A 13,487-nucleotide genomic window follows, 5' to 3' on the forward strand; every position below is an offset into this window, starting at 1 on the left:
TCAGCAGCAAGCGCGTGAACATTGATCCTCCCAAACGGTCCGCGTGCGCACAAACTCAACCTTAGGAGACGTCGCCCGGGATGAACGGTGGATGAAGCTAGGCCATCACCGCGCGCGCCAGCGCCTGAAAGCCCTCGACCGGGATCGTCTCGGCCCGCGCGTCCGGATTGATCCCGGCCTTCTCGCACAGCGCGCCGCCGCCGAGGCCCTTGAGGCTGGAGCGCAGCATCTTGCGGCGCTGGCCGAAGGCGGCGGCGGTGACCTTCTCCAGGGCCGCGACCATCGCCTTGTCCGGCGCGGGCTCCAGCGGGACCAGGCGCACCACGGCCGAGGCCACCTTGGGCGGCGGGGTGAAGGCGCGGGCCGGCAGGTCCATGACCACCTTGGCGCTGCAGACGGTCTGGGAGACCACGGCCAGACGGCCATAGGCGTCGTCGTCGACATCGGCGGCGATGCGGTCGGCGACCTCCTTCTGGAACATCAGGGTCATCGACAGCGGCCGGAACGGACCGGTCAGCCAGTTGATCAGCAGCGGCGTGCCGACGTTGTAGGGCAGGTTGCTGACCATGTGGGCCGGGCCGCCGGCGATGGCGGCCATGTCGACCTTCAGGGCGTCGCCCTGGACGATGGTCAGGCGGCCCTCGGCGGCGGCGGCCAGATCCTCAAGCAGCGGGACGAACCGCTTGTCCATCTCGACCGCCACGACCCGCGCGCCGGTCTCCAGCAGGGCCCGGGTCAGGCCGCCGGGGCCGGGACCGACCTCGATCACCACGTCGCCTTCGCCAACCTCGGACAGACGGGCGATCTTGCGGGTGATGTTCAGGTCCAACAGGAAGTGCTGACCGAAGCTCTTGTTGGCCAGCAGGTCATGCTCGGCGAGAACCTCGCGGAGCGGCGGCAGGTCGGCGAGGGTGGGCGAAGTCATGTCGAGATGCTCTGGTTCGCAGGTCTTGGACCGCAATCCTCGTCCCCTAAAACTGTCCGGGCGACAAGCTCAGGATGAGGATTTCTACTGAACGGCCTTCGCCATAGCCCTCATCCTGAGCCTGTCGAAGGACGAGGGCGGTTCACCGTCGTTTAGGGTTGAAGCTGAAATCGCTCAGGCGATGGCGCGGCGGTCGGCGATCTCGGCCGCCAGGCGGATGGCGGCGATCAGGCTGTCGGCCCGGGCCAGGCCCCGACCGGCGATGTCGAAACCCGTACCATGGTCGGGCGAGGTGCGCACGATCGGCAGGCCCAGGGTGATGTTCACCCCGGCCCAGAAGTCCAGCATCTTGACCGGGATCAGGGCCTGGTCGTGATACATGCACAGCACCGCGTCGTAGGTGGCGCGGGCCTCGGCGTGGAACAGCGTGTCGGCGGGGGCGGGGCCCTTGACGTCGACGCCCCGCTCTCGAAGGGCGCGGACGGCGGGCTCGATGATCGCCGCCTCCTCGCCGCCCAGGGCGCCGCCCTCGCCGGCGTGCGGGTTCAGGGCCGCCACCGCCAGGCGCGGAACGGCGATGCCGAAGTCCCTGCGCAAGGCCTCGGCCGTCACCAGGCCGGCGTTGACGATGGCGTCGATCGAGAGGGCGGCGGGCACGGCCGACAGCGGCGTGTGGATGGTCACCAGGGCGGCGCGCAGGTCGCGGGCCGCCAGCATCATGATCGGACCGTGCGGCGGCTGGCGCTCGCCCACGTGAGTCAGTTCGGCCAGGAACTCGGTATGGCCGGGAAAGGCGAAGCCGGCGTCGTAGAGCGGAGCCTTGGCGATGGGAGCGGTGACCAGGCCGGCCACGGCGCCCGACAGGGCCAGGCCCGCTCCGGTCTCGATCCAGCGGATCACCTGGGCGGCATGGGCGCTGGACGGCTGGCCGGCCACGACGGGCGACTGCAGCGGGATGTCGAGGACCGGCAGGGCCTCGCCGAACACCTTGATCGCCTCGACCGGGCCGGTGACGGCGCGGACCTTCACCCCGCCGCCGGCCGAGGCCAGCAGCTGGGCGTCGCCCACCACCATGAACGGCGGTCCCTCGGCCCGCAGGGCCGACCAGGCCTTGGCGATGATCTCCGGCCCGATGCCGGCGGGATCGCCTGCGCTCAGGGCGAGGGCCGTGGTCTTCACCGGGTCTCGATGGTCGCCGAGTTGCGCAGGTCTCGCAGATAACGTTTGGAGATCAGCGCAAGCTGTTGGCCGCGCAGGCGATTTTCGATCTGATCGTGGCTCGGCGCCTGGGCGCCCGACTGGCGCTTGCCGCAGACGGCGATCAGGTGCAGCCCGGCGTCGGTGCGGATCGGGTCGGAGACCTGGCCGACCTTGAGGCTGTTGGCGGCTTCCTGGAAGGCCGGCGCCAGGTCGGTGATCTCGGCCTCGCCCAGATCGCCGGCCACCACGCCGTCGATCTTGCCGGCCGTGGCCTCGAGGGTTTCGCAGCTGGTGAGCTTGGGTTTCAGATCGACCAGCAGCTTTTGGGCGGCGTCGACCTGCGGCTGGGCGGCGTCCTTGGGCAGGGCCACGGCGACCTGCTTGAGATCGACCAGGGCGGTCTTCGCCCCCGAGCGCTTTTCACGCAGATAGATGATGTAGACGCCGTCGCGCACCGGGATCGGGGCCGACAGCTGGCCGGGGCGCAGCTGCTCGAGCGCGGCGTCGACCTCGGGCGGCATTTCGCCGGGGCTGATCCAGCCCGCGTCGCCGCCGTTGGCCGCGGTCGGCGAGGCCGAGAACTGGCGGGCCACGGCCGGGAAGGGCGCGCCCTGCTGCATCTGGCTGACCAGCTGCTTGGCGCCGTTCTCGGCCACTTCCATGCCGCCGACGCGCCCGGCGTCGATGAACACTTCGCTGACCTGATACTGCGGCTTGCTGGCGGCTTCCGCCTGGCGGCGTTCGAAGGCCTTGATCTGGTCGTCGCCGATCCGCAGGCGCGAGCCGTACCGGCCGCTGATCCAGGCCTGCCAGCTGCTGTCGGCGCGGATCTGCGCCTTCCAGGTGTCGATGCCCACGCCCTGGGCCTGCAGCGACTGGGTCAGCTGCTCGGGGGTCATGTTGTTGCCCCGGGCGATGTCCTGGATCTGCTCCTCGATCTCCTTGTCGGTGGAGATGATCGTGATCTTCTGAGCTTTCTCGACCCGGCGCAGTTCCTGCATCTGGACGTGCTCGTCGATCAGCGAGCGCAGGGCTTCCTGCTCCAGCTGGGGCAGGTTCTCCTGGGTCGGCTGCATGCCCGACGTCACCATCAGCAGGCGCATGCGCTGCATCAGGTCGTAGCTGGAGATGATGTCGTCGTTGACGACGGCCGCGACGCTTTCCGACAACGGATTGACGGGCCGGGCGGCCGGGGCCGCGGGCGCGTCCACCGTCGGCGCGGCGGGGGCTTCCTGAGCTTGGGTCGGCAAACCGAAGCCCGCCACGGTCAAGGCGAGGATGGAGGCGGCGCTGGCCGCCAGGGTTGTCACGCTACGCGCAGACCGCATCGGTATTGTCGTTCCTCTAGACGCGTCCAAAGGAAGGCGCGCGCTTAACCGCGCGTCCCCCGACGCGATGACATTCTAATCGCTGTACAGTGTGTCGCCCAATGTGGCGAGCGTTAGGCGCAGCACCACGGATTGATCGGCTCGCAATTTCAGGCCGTTGACGGTCTGGGTGTAGCGATCCTCGTTCTGGTAGATGACATCCACGCGGACGCAATCGTCCTTGTAGTAGACGCCAAGATCGCGGCGGGTCCAGGACCACTTGCTGTCCTTGGCCGGAAGGCCGAAGGCGCGGGCGTCCTGATAGGATAGCCGTCCCAGGGCGGTCACGCCCCAGTTTTCACGGATCTTGTAGTCGCCGACGAAGTCCAGGTTCTCCTGACGGAAGCCCGACGTGTCCTTGTTGTCCTTCAGGTAGCGCAAGGACAGGAAGCCGCGGGTGACCGAGGCGTCGACGCCGGCCTCCAGGCGGTTGAGCTTGCTGGTGTCGTCGTCGAAACGGGCGCGTGTGAAGGCGGTGACCCCGCGGATCGGCGTGATCGTGGCCGCCACGATCCAGTCGGAGGCCTTCTGATCCAGCCCCGCGCGGGTCGGCATCAACGGATCGACCTTGGTGCGCAGGCTACGGCCCAGCAGCACGCTGCCGCCCCGATTGTCGGCGAACTTCACCGTGGCGCGGCCACCCACGTTCATGCGGGTGCCGCCCTCGTAGAGGTCGAAGCCGGGCGACTTGTTGACGTCGAACAGGTTGGTTTCGTCGAGCTCGAAGTTGGTGCTGTCTTCGTTGAAATAGACCGGATTGCCGGCCGCGTCGCGGGCGACGATGATCGGCACGCGCGAGCTGTTGGAGCCGGCGGCCAACTGGACCAGGGGCTCCAGAACGACGCTGCCGCCGCCCTTCAGGGGCTTGAACATCGGCAGGCTCAGGTCGACCCCCGCGACGCCCAAGCCGCGCGAATAGTTGATGTTGGTGGTGTTGTCGCCAAGCGCCATGGCGGTGGGCGCCAGGAAGACGTCCTCCACGCGATAGGCGTCGCCCCGCGCCTGGGCGAACGGTTCGACGCGCAGGCCCGGCCCCAGGATCATGCTGGCGCGCCAGTCGCCCTCGATCGTGCCGCGGACGGAATCCACCCCGGCCGCGCCCTTGTAGCCGGGGTAGGCGTAGGGCGGTTCGCCGAACTGGGATTCCGACCGGGTCAGCACCACGCCGGAGCCGTTGAGGCGAAGGCGGCCGCCCAGGATGGGCGATTCAGGCTCCCAGCGCCCCTCGACCAGAGGCCCGATCAGCGGGAAGGCGCCGCTGTTCTCGAATTGATTCGCCAAGCCGGCGGAATTGACCTGCACGACGCGCAGCCCCTGCACCGAGATCATCGAGGCCGAGAAATAGGACCGGTCCGACTGGCGGGTCGCATAGATCTGCGACATCAGGCGATGGTCGTCGGCTGTGTATTGTCCGCGCGTCTGATAGACGTCGCCGATGTCGTAGTCGTCGAAGATCAGCGCTTGCGACGCCCGCTCGGCGGTGAAGCCCCACTTCCACTGCTCGTTGATGTCGAACGAGCCCTTGGCCAGGATGTAGCTCTTGGCCGTCGCCTCGCCGAAACGGTCGCCGTGGTTGTCGAAGTCCTTGTCGTAGGTGCCGCCGACCCGCGCCTCGACATAGCCCGAATAGAAACGCTTGCGGTATTGGGCGTTCAGGAACGGGTTAACTTTCGTGTTAAATTGGGGGGTTACGACCAAATCCTGAGACGGTGAAAGCACGAACAGATACGGCTGCTGGTAGACCAGGCCGCGCTTCTTGGAGATGCCGATCTTGGGCACCAGGAACCCGGAACGGCGCTCGGTCTGAGGATCCGGATGCCAGAAGACCGGCAGGTACATCAGGGGCGCGCCGAACATGCGGATCGTCGCGTCGTGGTAGTAGACCAGGTGCTTGTTCTTGTCCTGAACCACCTTGTCGGCCTGGATGCTCCAGGTCGGCTTGGGCTTTTCGGCGCACACCTCGCAAGGCGTGTAGATCGCCTTGTTCAGCTCGGTGATCTGCTCGTTGCGACGCACGGCGCTGTCGGCGGCGATCTTGATGTTCTTGTCCAGGCGGGCCGAGAAGCCGCGGGCGAAGCCGGCCTTCAGGTCCTTGTCCATGGTCATGTCGTTGGCGAACTGGGCGGTGCCGTCGGCGTTGATCAGGGTCACATGACCGTGGGCGGTGACCACCTCGGTCTTGGTGTCGTAGACCACCTCGTCGGCGCGCAGGGTGCGGCCCTGGTAGCGCGCCTCGACGTCGCCGCGGGCGATCATCTTCTGATTGGCGTCGTCGCGGATCAGAAGGTCGGACTCCAGATAGTAGCCGGTGTCGCCCAGGCCGTCGTCGACGGCCGGAGACGGCGCGGGGGCGGCCGGGATCGTGGCGAGCGGTTGCTGCGCCTGCGCCGAGCCGGCCAAGGCGAGCCAGGCCGCTCCGGCCAGCAGGACCGCGCGGCCCTTCTCTGTCGCCCCCCAGCGAAGCTCCAACATCAACGACCTCGATCCCGACACAGACTCAACCATCCTCGGTATAGCAAAGCAGCGTCAGTCCCGCCAAAAGCGCTACAATCGGCGGCGTCCACGCGGCCATGGCCGGTGTGAGCACATCGGCCTTGCCCAGTGCGCCACACAGCTCGTTAAAGAAGAAGAAACCAAAGCCCAGCGTCACCCCGGCGCCGGCCAGGCCCGCCAGCCCGCCCAGCCGCATCAGCCGCAGCGAGAAGGCGGCCGCCAGCACCGACATCGCCGCGAACAGCAGCGGGGTGGCCAGCACCTGCTGCAGCCGCAGTCGGAAGGGAATCGACGAGAATCCCGCCGCCTCGGTTCGCTTGATGGTTTCGGGCAACCGCCAGACGGCGATGGCCTGGGGATTGTTGAACCGCTCGGACGCGGTGCGGTCGTCCAGGTTGGACGGCCAGGTGGTGGTCTCCGAGCGGATGGCCCCGGCGCCCGGCATGGCCACGCGCACGCCGTACAGACGCCAGAAACCGGGCTCCAGCCGGGCCTCGTCCGCCTCGATGCGCTGCGCGAACTGCAGGGTCCCGTTGGGCTGCACCGCATAGACGAACAGCGACACGCCGTGCAGGCGCACCGAGCCGTCGACCTGGTCGCGCGCCCGGGCGCGAATGACCACCTGGTTCTTTTCGTCGCCCTGGCGCAGCCACAGGCCCTTGGGCGCCGACTTCAGATAGCTCTCCATCAGCGCGTTGCGCGAGGTTTCGAACTGGGCGCTCATGGCCGAGGTCAGCGGATTGAGCAGGGTCAGGGTCACCAACCCCATCATGAAGGCGGCGACGGCCGCGGGCATGATGAAGCGCCAGGCCGAGACGCCCGCCGCCCGCATGGCGATCAGCTCGCTGCGCCGGTTGAGGCCCACGAACGCGCCCAGGGTTCCGAACAGGAAGATGAAGGGCGTCAGCACCAGGATCGTGGCGGGGGCCTGCAGCAAGGTGAGGAACAGCAGCTGGGCGAACCCGACCTCGGCGCGGGTGCCGACGTTCTTGGAAATGTCGACGAAGGCGATCAGCATGACCAGCACGCCGACGACCGCCAGGGCGGCCGCCAGACCGCCCAAGGTCTTGCGCAGCACATAGCGCTCGATCATGCCGACGCCGATCATAAAGCCCCCAGCGGCTGGAGGTCGTCGCGCGAACCGATCGCGATGTAACGGGTGACCTTCTGACGGAAGATCTGGCTCAGGCCCCACCAGATCGCCGCCAACGGCAAGGCGTACTGCAACGGATTGAGCCAGACGTCATTGTCGCAAGCGGCCTTCACGCCGAAGCCCAGGATCTGGACCATGGCGGCGGCCGCGCCGACGACCGCGATCCGCTTGCCATAACCCATTCGGCTGAACGACCCGCCGATCACCGCGGCCACGGCCATCGACATCATGGCCAGGTTGTAGAGCGGGCTGGCCAGGCGCCAGTGACCTTCCGCCAGCAGTTTTTCCCGGTTCTGCCGCTCCCACTCCTGGGTGAGATCGGGGAAGAACAGTTCGTGCGGATAGCGGTCGCCGATCTTGTAGTGCAGCAGCTCATCGCTCTGGAACAGCGAGCTGAGGTCGAAGGTGTACTCGTCCCAAGACAGGTACTGCAGCACCCCCGAACTGGAGAATTCCTGGTTGGAGCCCTTGCGCAGGACCAGCACCGGCAAGCCCTTACGTTCGGCGATGACGCCTTCGCGGGCGGTGTAGGTGATGGCGCCGCCGTTGGCCTTTTCCTGATGGATGAAGAGGTTGTGGATGACCTGGTCGCGATCGATCGTCTGGGCGTAGACCGTCAGGCCCGGCCCCGGCTCGGTGAACTCGCCCGGACGCACCAGGGTCGAGGCAAGATCGGACTTGATGTCGAAGAAGGTTTCGCGAATCGCCCGCGAACTCCACGGCGCGGCCCACAGGCTCATGACCAGGGACAACAGGGTGGCGAACACGGCCAGGCGCGCGGCCGGCGAGATCACCCGCCAGCGGCTCATGCCGCCCGCGAAACAGACCACGATCTCCTGCTCGGTGTGCAGCCGATTCAGGGCCACGAGGGTGGCCACGAACAGGGCGATCGGCAGAATCATGCTCAGCAGCTGGGGCAGGGCCAGGGCGATGATCTTCAAGAACACCGTCGCGCTCTGGCGCTGCTCGATCAGGACATCGAACTCCGAGAGGCTGCGCGCCAGCAAGGCGAGCGCCACCAGGGCCAACGTCGCCAATAGCGTCGGGCCCAGAAGCTGGCGGAAGAGGTAGCGTTCGATCAGGCGCATCGACGTTGGAGCTGGGAACCGACGGGGAGGGAAAGAAGCGGAGTCGCGCGGCGCGCCCCCAGGGAAGGCTCCCTTCTACACGGCGTGTTCGCGTGCGCACAACCGCTCAAGTCAGGCGAGAAAGCGGCGGTCGACGGCATTCGGCGGACGCCGCGCCGACGCCCCAGACGATTGGTGCTTTTCTTCGGTTCAGGTTTGCGTCAATCCAACGGGCTGAAGGTCCTGCTAGGGCTCCACCGGTTTTCAGGAGCGCGTCATGCGTATCGAGTTCGTCACCGCCGACACCCAGGCTGGCGCCAACGCGGCCCTGGCCGTCCTGGCCTACGAGGCCGCCGCCCTGTCGCCCGAGGCCAAGGCCGTCAACGAGGCGACGGGCGGCGCCCTGGCCCGCGCCGTCGCCGGCGGACGTTTCACCGGCGCCAAGGGCCAGACCCTGGACCTGATCGCTCCGGCCGGCCTGGAGGCCGCGCGGGTGCTGCTGGTCGGCGTCGACGGCGACGGCGCGATCGAGCCCGAGACCGTCGAGATCGCCGCCGGCCAAGCCTTCCAGGCGCTGAAGGCGTCCGGCGTCACCGAACTGGTGCTGAAGCTGGGCGGCGGCGACGCCGAGACGGCCGCCCGCGCGGCCTTCGGCGTCAAGCTGGCGGCCTATCGTTTCGACAAGTACCGCACCACCGAAAAGGCCGAGAAGAAGCCATCGGTGAGCGTGGTCAAGGTGGCCGCCGCCGATCCGGCCAAGGCAAGGAAGGCCTTCGCCAGCCTCGAACCCGTCGCCGACGCCATTCTGTTCAGCCGCGATCTGGTCTCCGAACCGGCCAACATCCTGCATCCGGAGGAGTTCGCCGCCCGCGTGAAGGGCCTGGAGAAGCTGGGTCTGGAAGTCGAGATCCTCGGCGAGGCGCAGATGGCCAAGCTGGGCATGGGCAGCCTGCTGGGCGTGGGGCAGGGCAGCCGGCGCGAGAGCCAGCTGGTGGTGATCAAGTGGACGGGCGCGGCTGACAAGTCGGCCCAGCCCGTGGCCTTCGTCGGCAAGGGCGTCACGTTCGACACCGGCGGCATTTCGATCAAGCCGGCCGAAGGCATGGAGGACATGAAGTGGGACATGGGCGGCGCCGCCGCGGTGACCGGCGTCATGCACGCCTTGGCCGGCCGCAAGGCCAAGGTCAACGCCATCGGCATCCTGGGCCTGGTCGAGAACATGCCGGACGGCAACGCCCAGCGTCCTGGCGACGTGGTCACCTCGATGTCGGGCCAGACCATCGAGGTCATCAACACCGACGCCGAGGGCCGCCTCGTGCTGGCCGACGCCCTCTGGTACTGCCAGGACCGCTTCAAGCCCAAGTTCATGGTGGATCTCGCCACACTGACCGGCGCGATCATCATCTCGCTGGGTCACGACCTGGGCGGTTTGTTCAGCAACAACGACGGCTTGTCGGAAAAGCTTCTGGCCGCCGGCAAGGCCGAGCGCGAGCCGCTGTGGCGCATGCCGATGCCGGCCGCCTATGAGAAGCAGATCGAAAGCCCGATCGCCGACATGAAGAACATCGGCGGCCGTCCGGCCGGTTCGATCACCGCGGCGTTGTTCCTGCAGAAGTTCGTCAACGGCGTGCCGTGGGCCCACCTGGACATCGCCTCGGTGGCCTGGAAGAAGCCCTCGACCGATCCGACCGTCCCGGACGGCGCGGTCGGCTTCGGCGTGCGCCTGCTCAACCGCCTCGTGGCGGACGCCTACGAAGGCTGACCTTGACCGCCGCGCTCTGCGACATCTGGTTCTACCACCTCGAGCGCAGTCCCTTGGAAGAGGTGCTGCCCGGGCTGCTGGAAAAGACCCTGGGGCGCGGCTGGCGGGCCCTGGTGCGCGGCGGCGATCCCGCCCGCCTGCGCGGCCTCGACGCCCATTTGTGGACCTGGCGGGAGGACAGCTTCCTGCCGCACGGCCTGGACGACGAACCGATGGCCGACCGCCAGCCGGTGCTGCTGACCGACAAGCTGGACAACCCGAACGGCGGTCAGGCGTTGTTCCTGCTCGACGGGGCCGAGCCGGGCGATCTTTCGGCGTTCGAACGCTGCATCCTGCTGTTCGACGGTCGCGACGAGGAGGCCTTGCGCCTGGCGCGAGGTCGATGGAAGGCCTTCAAGGGCGCGGGCCATCCCGTGTCGTACTGGCGCCAGGGCGCGGAACGTGGATGGGAGAAGCAGGCATGAAGCGACTCGTACTGACGGGGGTGGTGCTGGTCCTGGCCTCGTGCTCCAGCGCGCCCGAACCGGCGCCCATGCCGCCGCCGAGCACGCCCACCGCGCCGCCGGCCATCGCCCTGCCCAAGGCGCCCGAGCCCGACAAGGACCAGTGCGGCCTGAAGGACGCCCAGGCTTTCGTCGGGAAGAACCGCTCAGAGCTGCCGGCCGCCGTCGATCCCTCACGCTGGCGGGTCGCCTGCACCACCTGCCCGGTGACCATGGACTACCGCGCCGACCGGCTGAACATCCTGTTCAACCCCGATACCGGCGTCGTCCAGCAGGTCAAGTGCGGCTAAGCCCGCCGCGTGGCACGCAACGCATAGTCGGTCACGGGGCGAAGTGGCAGCGTCGCTGTCATGCGATCCCTGATCCTGACCGCGTTCCTGACGATGGTTCTCAGCGGCCTGGGCTTGCTGTCGGGGATGCGCCAGGCGGCCGTCCCGCCGCTCACCGACCGCGTCGAGGCGGGGACCCGGTAAGGCCCGGCCCGCCGCGCGCCTTGGCCTGGACAACGTTGTCATCGGCGACCTAAAGTGGCCTGACCAGTTCGCCCGCCAGAGGCGACGTGGGGAGGTTGCCAAGATGAAAGCCCTGTTCGCCGCCGCCGCCGCGTCGCTCGCCTTGCTCTCCGCCGCCGCGCCGGCCCAGGCCGACGGCTGGCTGAAGGCCAAGGACAAGCGGATCGTCGACGAGACGGGGCGGCCGGTTCTCCTGCGCGGCATGGGGCTGGGCGGCTGGATGCTGCAGGAAGGCTACATGCTCAGGCTCGGCGAGTTGGGCCGGGGGCAGGAGCACGTGATCCGCGCCGAAACCGCCAAGCTGGTCGGCGCCGAGCGCGAGGCGGCGATCCACCAGGCCTGGCTCGACAACCACACCACCAAGGCCGACATCGACGCCATGGCCGCCATGGGTTTCAACTCGGTGCGCCTGCCCATGCACTACGGCCTGCTGACCCTGGCCGCCGACCAGGAGCCGGTGGCGGGTCAGGACACCTGGAAAGAGGACGGCTTCAAGCGCATCGACGACCTGCTGGCCTGGACCAAGGCCAACGGCATGTACCTGATCCTCGACCTGCACGCCGCGCCGGGCGGGCAGGGCGCCGACCTGCCGATCGCCGACCGCGATCCGTCCAAGCCCTCGCTGTGGCAGAGCCCGGAGAACCGCCGCAAGGTCGTGGCCCTGTGGCGCAAGCTGGCCGCCCGCTACAAGGACGAGCCGGCGATCGGGGCCTATGATCTGCTGAACGAACCCAACTGGGACTTCGACGGCCCAGGCGGGGATCACGGCTGCAAGGACGAGAAGCAGACGGCCCTGTGGGACTACTACAAGGCGCTGACGGCGGCGGTGCGCGAGATCGACAAGCGCCACATGATCATTCTCGAGGGCAACTGCTGGGGCAACAACTACAAGGGCCTGCCCGCCGTTTGGGACGACAACCTGGCCCTGTCGTTCCACAAGTACTGGAACGCCAACGACGAAGCCTCGATCGCCACGGTTCTGAAGCTGCGCGAAGAGACCGGCCTGCCGCTGTGGCTGGGCGAGAGCGGCGAGAACTCCAACGCCTGGTTCCGCGACGCCATCGCCCTGGTCGAGAGGCACGAGATCGGCTGGGCCTTCTGGCCGCTGAAGAAGATCGGCTTCAACCAGCCGCTCGAGGTCACGCCCAACCCCGGCTACGCCAAGCTGGTCGACTACTGGACCAGGAAAGGCCCCCAGCCGACCGCCGACGAGGCCTATGCGGCCCTGATGACCCTGGCGTCGCGCGACGTCCGGTTCGAGAACACCCTGCAGCATCCCGACGTGGTCGACGCCATGATCCGCCAGCCGCACGACGACACGACGCGGCCGTTCAAGGATCATCGGATCGGCGCCAAGGGCGCGGCGTTCGCCGCCGTCGACTACGACCTGGGCGCCCTGGGCCAGGCCTATGCCGACAAGGACACCGCCAACTATCACGTCTCGACCGGCGGCCAGCGGACCCTGTGGAACAACGGCCGGACCTATCGCAACGACGGCGTCGACATCGCCCGCGAGGCTGACGCAAGCCCCTATGTCGAGGATTTCATCGCCGGAGAGTGGCTGAAGTACACGGTCGTGGTCGAGAGGGCCGGGACCTACGCGCTGACGGCGTCGGCGCGGGCGGTGGGCGAGGGCGGCAAGCTGTCGGCGACGGTCGACGGCGGGGCGAGCGACGGCCCGGTCCCGGTTCCGACGGGCGCGGCCTGGGCCGAGGTCCAGTTGGGCAAGGCCGTCCTGCTCGCCGGACGCAATGTCATGGTCCTGCGGTCAGACGGCGGTCCGGTTCTGGTCAAGACCGTGAGGCTCGCTCCCCGCTAGGTCGAGCTCGCGCAGGCGTCGCCGCCAGCGCGGATCGCTGTCCTGGGTCAGGCCGAAGATCTGCAGGAAGCCCACGGCGGCCCGGGGCGGCGCGATGGGGGCCGCCATGATCGTCAGGACGGGCGGGGCCACGGCCTGCACCATCAGCGGCGCCACGGTCCAATGCTCGGGCCAGGCCATCACCTCGACGCCGGGATGGGCCTTCAGGTGCGGGCAATGCTCCAGCGAGCGCTTGACGCAGGCGTCGTGCAGGGGCGCGATCGAGCCGGCGTCGATGACGATCCGTTCGTTGCCCACGGCCGGGGGCAAGGCAATGCCCAGGCCCTTGGCGCGCAGCAGGCCGGCGGGCACGCGCTTGGCGATCTGGGTCCAGCGGTCGCCCGCGACCGTGGGTTCGCCGCACATCGGGCACAGCATCCGGCCGACGGTCTCGCGCTGGCGGCGGAAATGGTTCAGCGAATATTGCGGCTTGCCCAGTCCGGGCCGCTCGGCCTGGCAGACGGCCAGGCGGCCGCCGACGGTCGGGCAGGGGCGCACGCCCAGGCTCTCCTCGTCGCTCCAGCTGGTGACCCAGGGCACGTCGACCCCGACCTTCAATCTTGAGTCTCGCGGCTTGGATTTTTGCGGCATGAGCGCCCCCCGATCGCCGACAGCATGGACCGGGGTCGGCGCGAGGTTAAGTCCCG

12 protein-coding genes are annotated in these 13,487 nt (G+C 68.3%); 5 read left to right on the forward strand and 7 right to left on the reverse strand.

Annotated elements, in window-relative coordinates:
* Window positions 1-97 precede the first annotated feature (97 nt).
* From rsmA to lptF, 6 genes are all read right to left on the reverse strand, one after another.
* On the reverse strand, window positions 98-925 hold the full coding sequence (gene rsmA, locus ASD21_RS03260) for a 16S rRNA (adenine(1518)-N(6)/adenine(1519)-N(6))-dimethyltransferase RsmA (protein ID WP_056436726.1): 828 nt from the start codon (window positions 923-925) through the stop codon (window positions 98-100).
* Window positions 926-1,099: 174 nt separating this feature from the next.
* A complete protein-coding gene (gene pdxA / locus ASD21_RS03265) occupies window positions 1,100-2,104 on the reverse strand; it encodes a 4-hydroxythreonine-4-phosphate dehydrogenase PdxA (protein ID WP_056436729.1) in 1,005 nt (334 codons plus the stop codon).
* Complete coding sequence (locus ASD21_RS03270; RefSeq protein WP_235524828.1) at window positions 2,101-3,435, reverse strand: peptidylprolyl isomerase; 1,335 nt, start codon at window positions 3,433-3,435, stop codon at window positions 2,101-2,103. Before ASD21_RS03270 ends, pdxA begins: the two co-directional genes overlap by 4 nt.
* A gap of 93 nt (window positions 3,436-3,528) precedes the next feature.
* Window positions 3,529-5,964: an LPS-assembly protein LptD gene (locus tag ASD21_RS03275; protein ID WP_156398272.1), complete on the reverse strand. Its 2,436-nt coding sequence runs from the start codon at window positions 5,962-5,964 to the stop codon at window positions 3,529-3,531.
* Between the two features lie 25 nt (window positions 5,965-5,989).
* Window positions 5,990-7,093: an LPS export ABC transporter permease LptG gene (lptG, locus tag ASD21_RS03280; protein ID WP_056436737.1), complete on the reverse strand. Its 1,104-nt coding sequence runs from the start codon at window positions 7,091-7,093 to the stop codon at window positions 5,990-5,992.
* Window positions 7,090-8,226 (reverse strand): LPS export ABC transporter permease LptF, encoded by a 1,137-nt coding sequence (gene lptF, locus ASD21_RS03285; RefSeq protein ID WP_056436740.1) that lies wholly within the window; start codon window positions 8,224-8,226, stop codon window positions 7,090-7,092. Before lptF ends, lptG begins: the two co-directional genes overlap by 4 nt.
* Window positions 8,227-8,482: 256 nt before the next feature.
* On the opposite strand from lptF, the gene ASD21_RS03290 reads away from it, so the two are divergent.
* From ASD21_RS03290 to ASD21_RS03305, 5 genes are all read left to right on the forward strand, one after another.
* The gene (locus ASD21_RS03290) at window positions 8,483-9,967 is read left to right on the forward strand and encodes a leucyl aminopeptidase (protein WP_056436743.1); all 1,485 of its coding nucleotides are present in this window, start codon (window positions 8,483-8,485) and stop codon (window positions 9,965-9,967) included.
* Window positions 9,968-9,969: 2 nt separating this feature from the next.
* Window positions 9,970-10,431, forward strand: a complete 462-nt coding sequence (locus tag ASD21_RS03295; protein WP_056436746.1) for a DNA polymerase III subunit chi — start codon at window positions 9,970-9,972, stop codon at window positions 10,429-10,431.
* Complete coding sequence (locus ASD21_RS03300; protein ID WP_056436749.1) at window positions 10,428-10,760, forward strand: peptidase inhibitor I78; 333 nt, start codon at window positions 10,428-10,430, stop codon at window positions 10,758-10,760. The genes ASD21_RS03295 and ASD21_RS03300 overlap by 4 nt, the downstream gene beginning before the upstream one ends.
* 60 nt (window positions 10,761-10,820) lie before the next feature.
* Entirely contained in the window at window positions 10,821-10,943 is a 123-nt protein-coding gene (locus ASD21_RS25010) for a hypothetical protein (protein WP_268760967.1), read from the forward strand.
* 103 nt (window positions 10,944-11,046) lie between these two features.
* Entirely contained in the window at window positions 11,047-12,801 is a 1,755-nt protein-coding gene (locus ASD21_RS03305; RefSeq protein ID WP_056436751.1) for a cellulase family glycosylhydrolase, read from the forward strand.
* Here the strand turns inward: ASD21_RS03305 and ASD21_RS03310 are convergent.
* Complete coding sequence (locus tag ASD21_RS03310) at window positions 12,751-13,431, reverse strand: hypothetical protein (RefSeq protein WP_056436754.1); 681 nt, start codon at window positions 13,429-13,431, stop codon at window positions 12,751-12,753. The two genes, ASD21_RS03305 and ASD21_RS03310, sit on opposite strands and share 51 nt — an antisense overlap.
* Window positions 13,432-13,487 lie beyond the last annotated feature (56 nt).

The sequence above is a fragment of the Caulobacter sp. Root1455 genome (assembly GCF_001426905.1).
Lineage (GTDB): Bacteria > Pseudomonadota > Alphaproteobacteria > Caulobacterales > Caulobacteraceae > Caulobacter.

Coding starts and splice junctions, on each gene's coding strand:
- rsmA (WP_056436726.1), bottom strand. CDS start 925: ATGACTTCGCCCACCCTCGCCGACCTGCCGCCGCTCCGCGAGGTTCTC.
- ASD21_RS03275 (WP_156398272.1), bottom strand. CDS start 5,964: ATGTTGGAGCTTCGCTGGGGGGCGACAGAGAAGGGCCGCGCGGTCCTG.
- lptG (WP_056436737.1), bottom strand. CDS start 7,093: ATGATCGGCGTCGGCATGATCGAGCGCTATGTGCTGCGCAAGACCTTG.
- lptF (WP_056436740.1), bottom strand. CDS start 8,226: ATGCGCCTGATCGAACGCTACCTCTTCCGCCAGCTTCTGGGCCCGACG.
- ASD21_RS03290 (WP_056436743.1), top strand. CDS start 8,483: ATGCGTATCGAGTTCGTCACCGCCGACACCCAGGCTGGCGCCAACGCG.
- ASD21_RS03300 (WP_056436749.1), top strand. CDS start 10,428: ATGAAGCGACTCGTACTGACGGGGGTGGTGCTGGTCCTGGCCTCGTGC.
- ASD21_RS25010 (WP_268760967.1), top strand. CDS start 10,821: ATGCGATCCCTGATCCTGACCGCGTTCCTGACGATGGTTCTCAGCGGC.
- ASD21_RS03305 (WP_056436751.1), top strand. CDS start 11,047: ATGAAAGCCCTGTTCGCCGCCGCCGCCGCGTCGCTCGCCTTGCTCTCC.
- ASD21_RS03310 (WP_056436754.1), bottom strand. CDS start 13,431: ATGCCGCAAAAATCCAAGCCGCGAGACTCAAGATTGAAGGTCGGGGTC.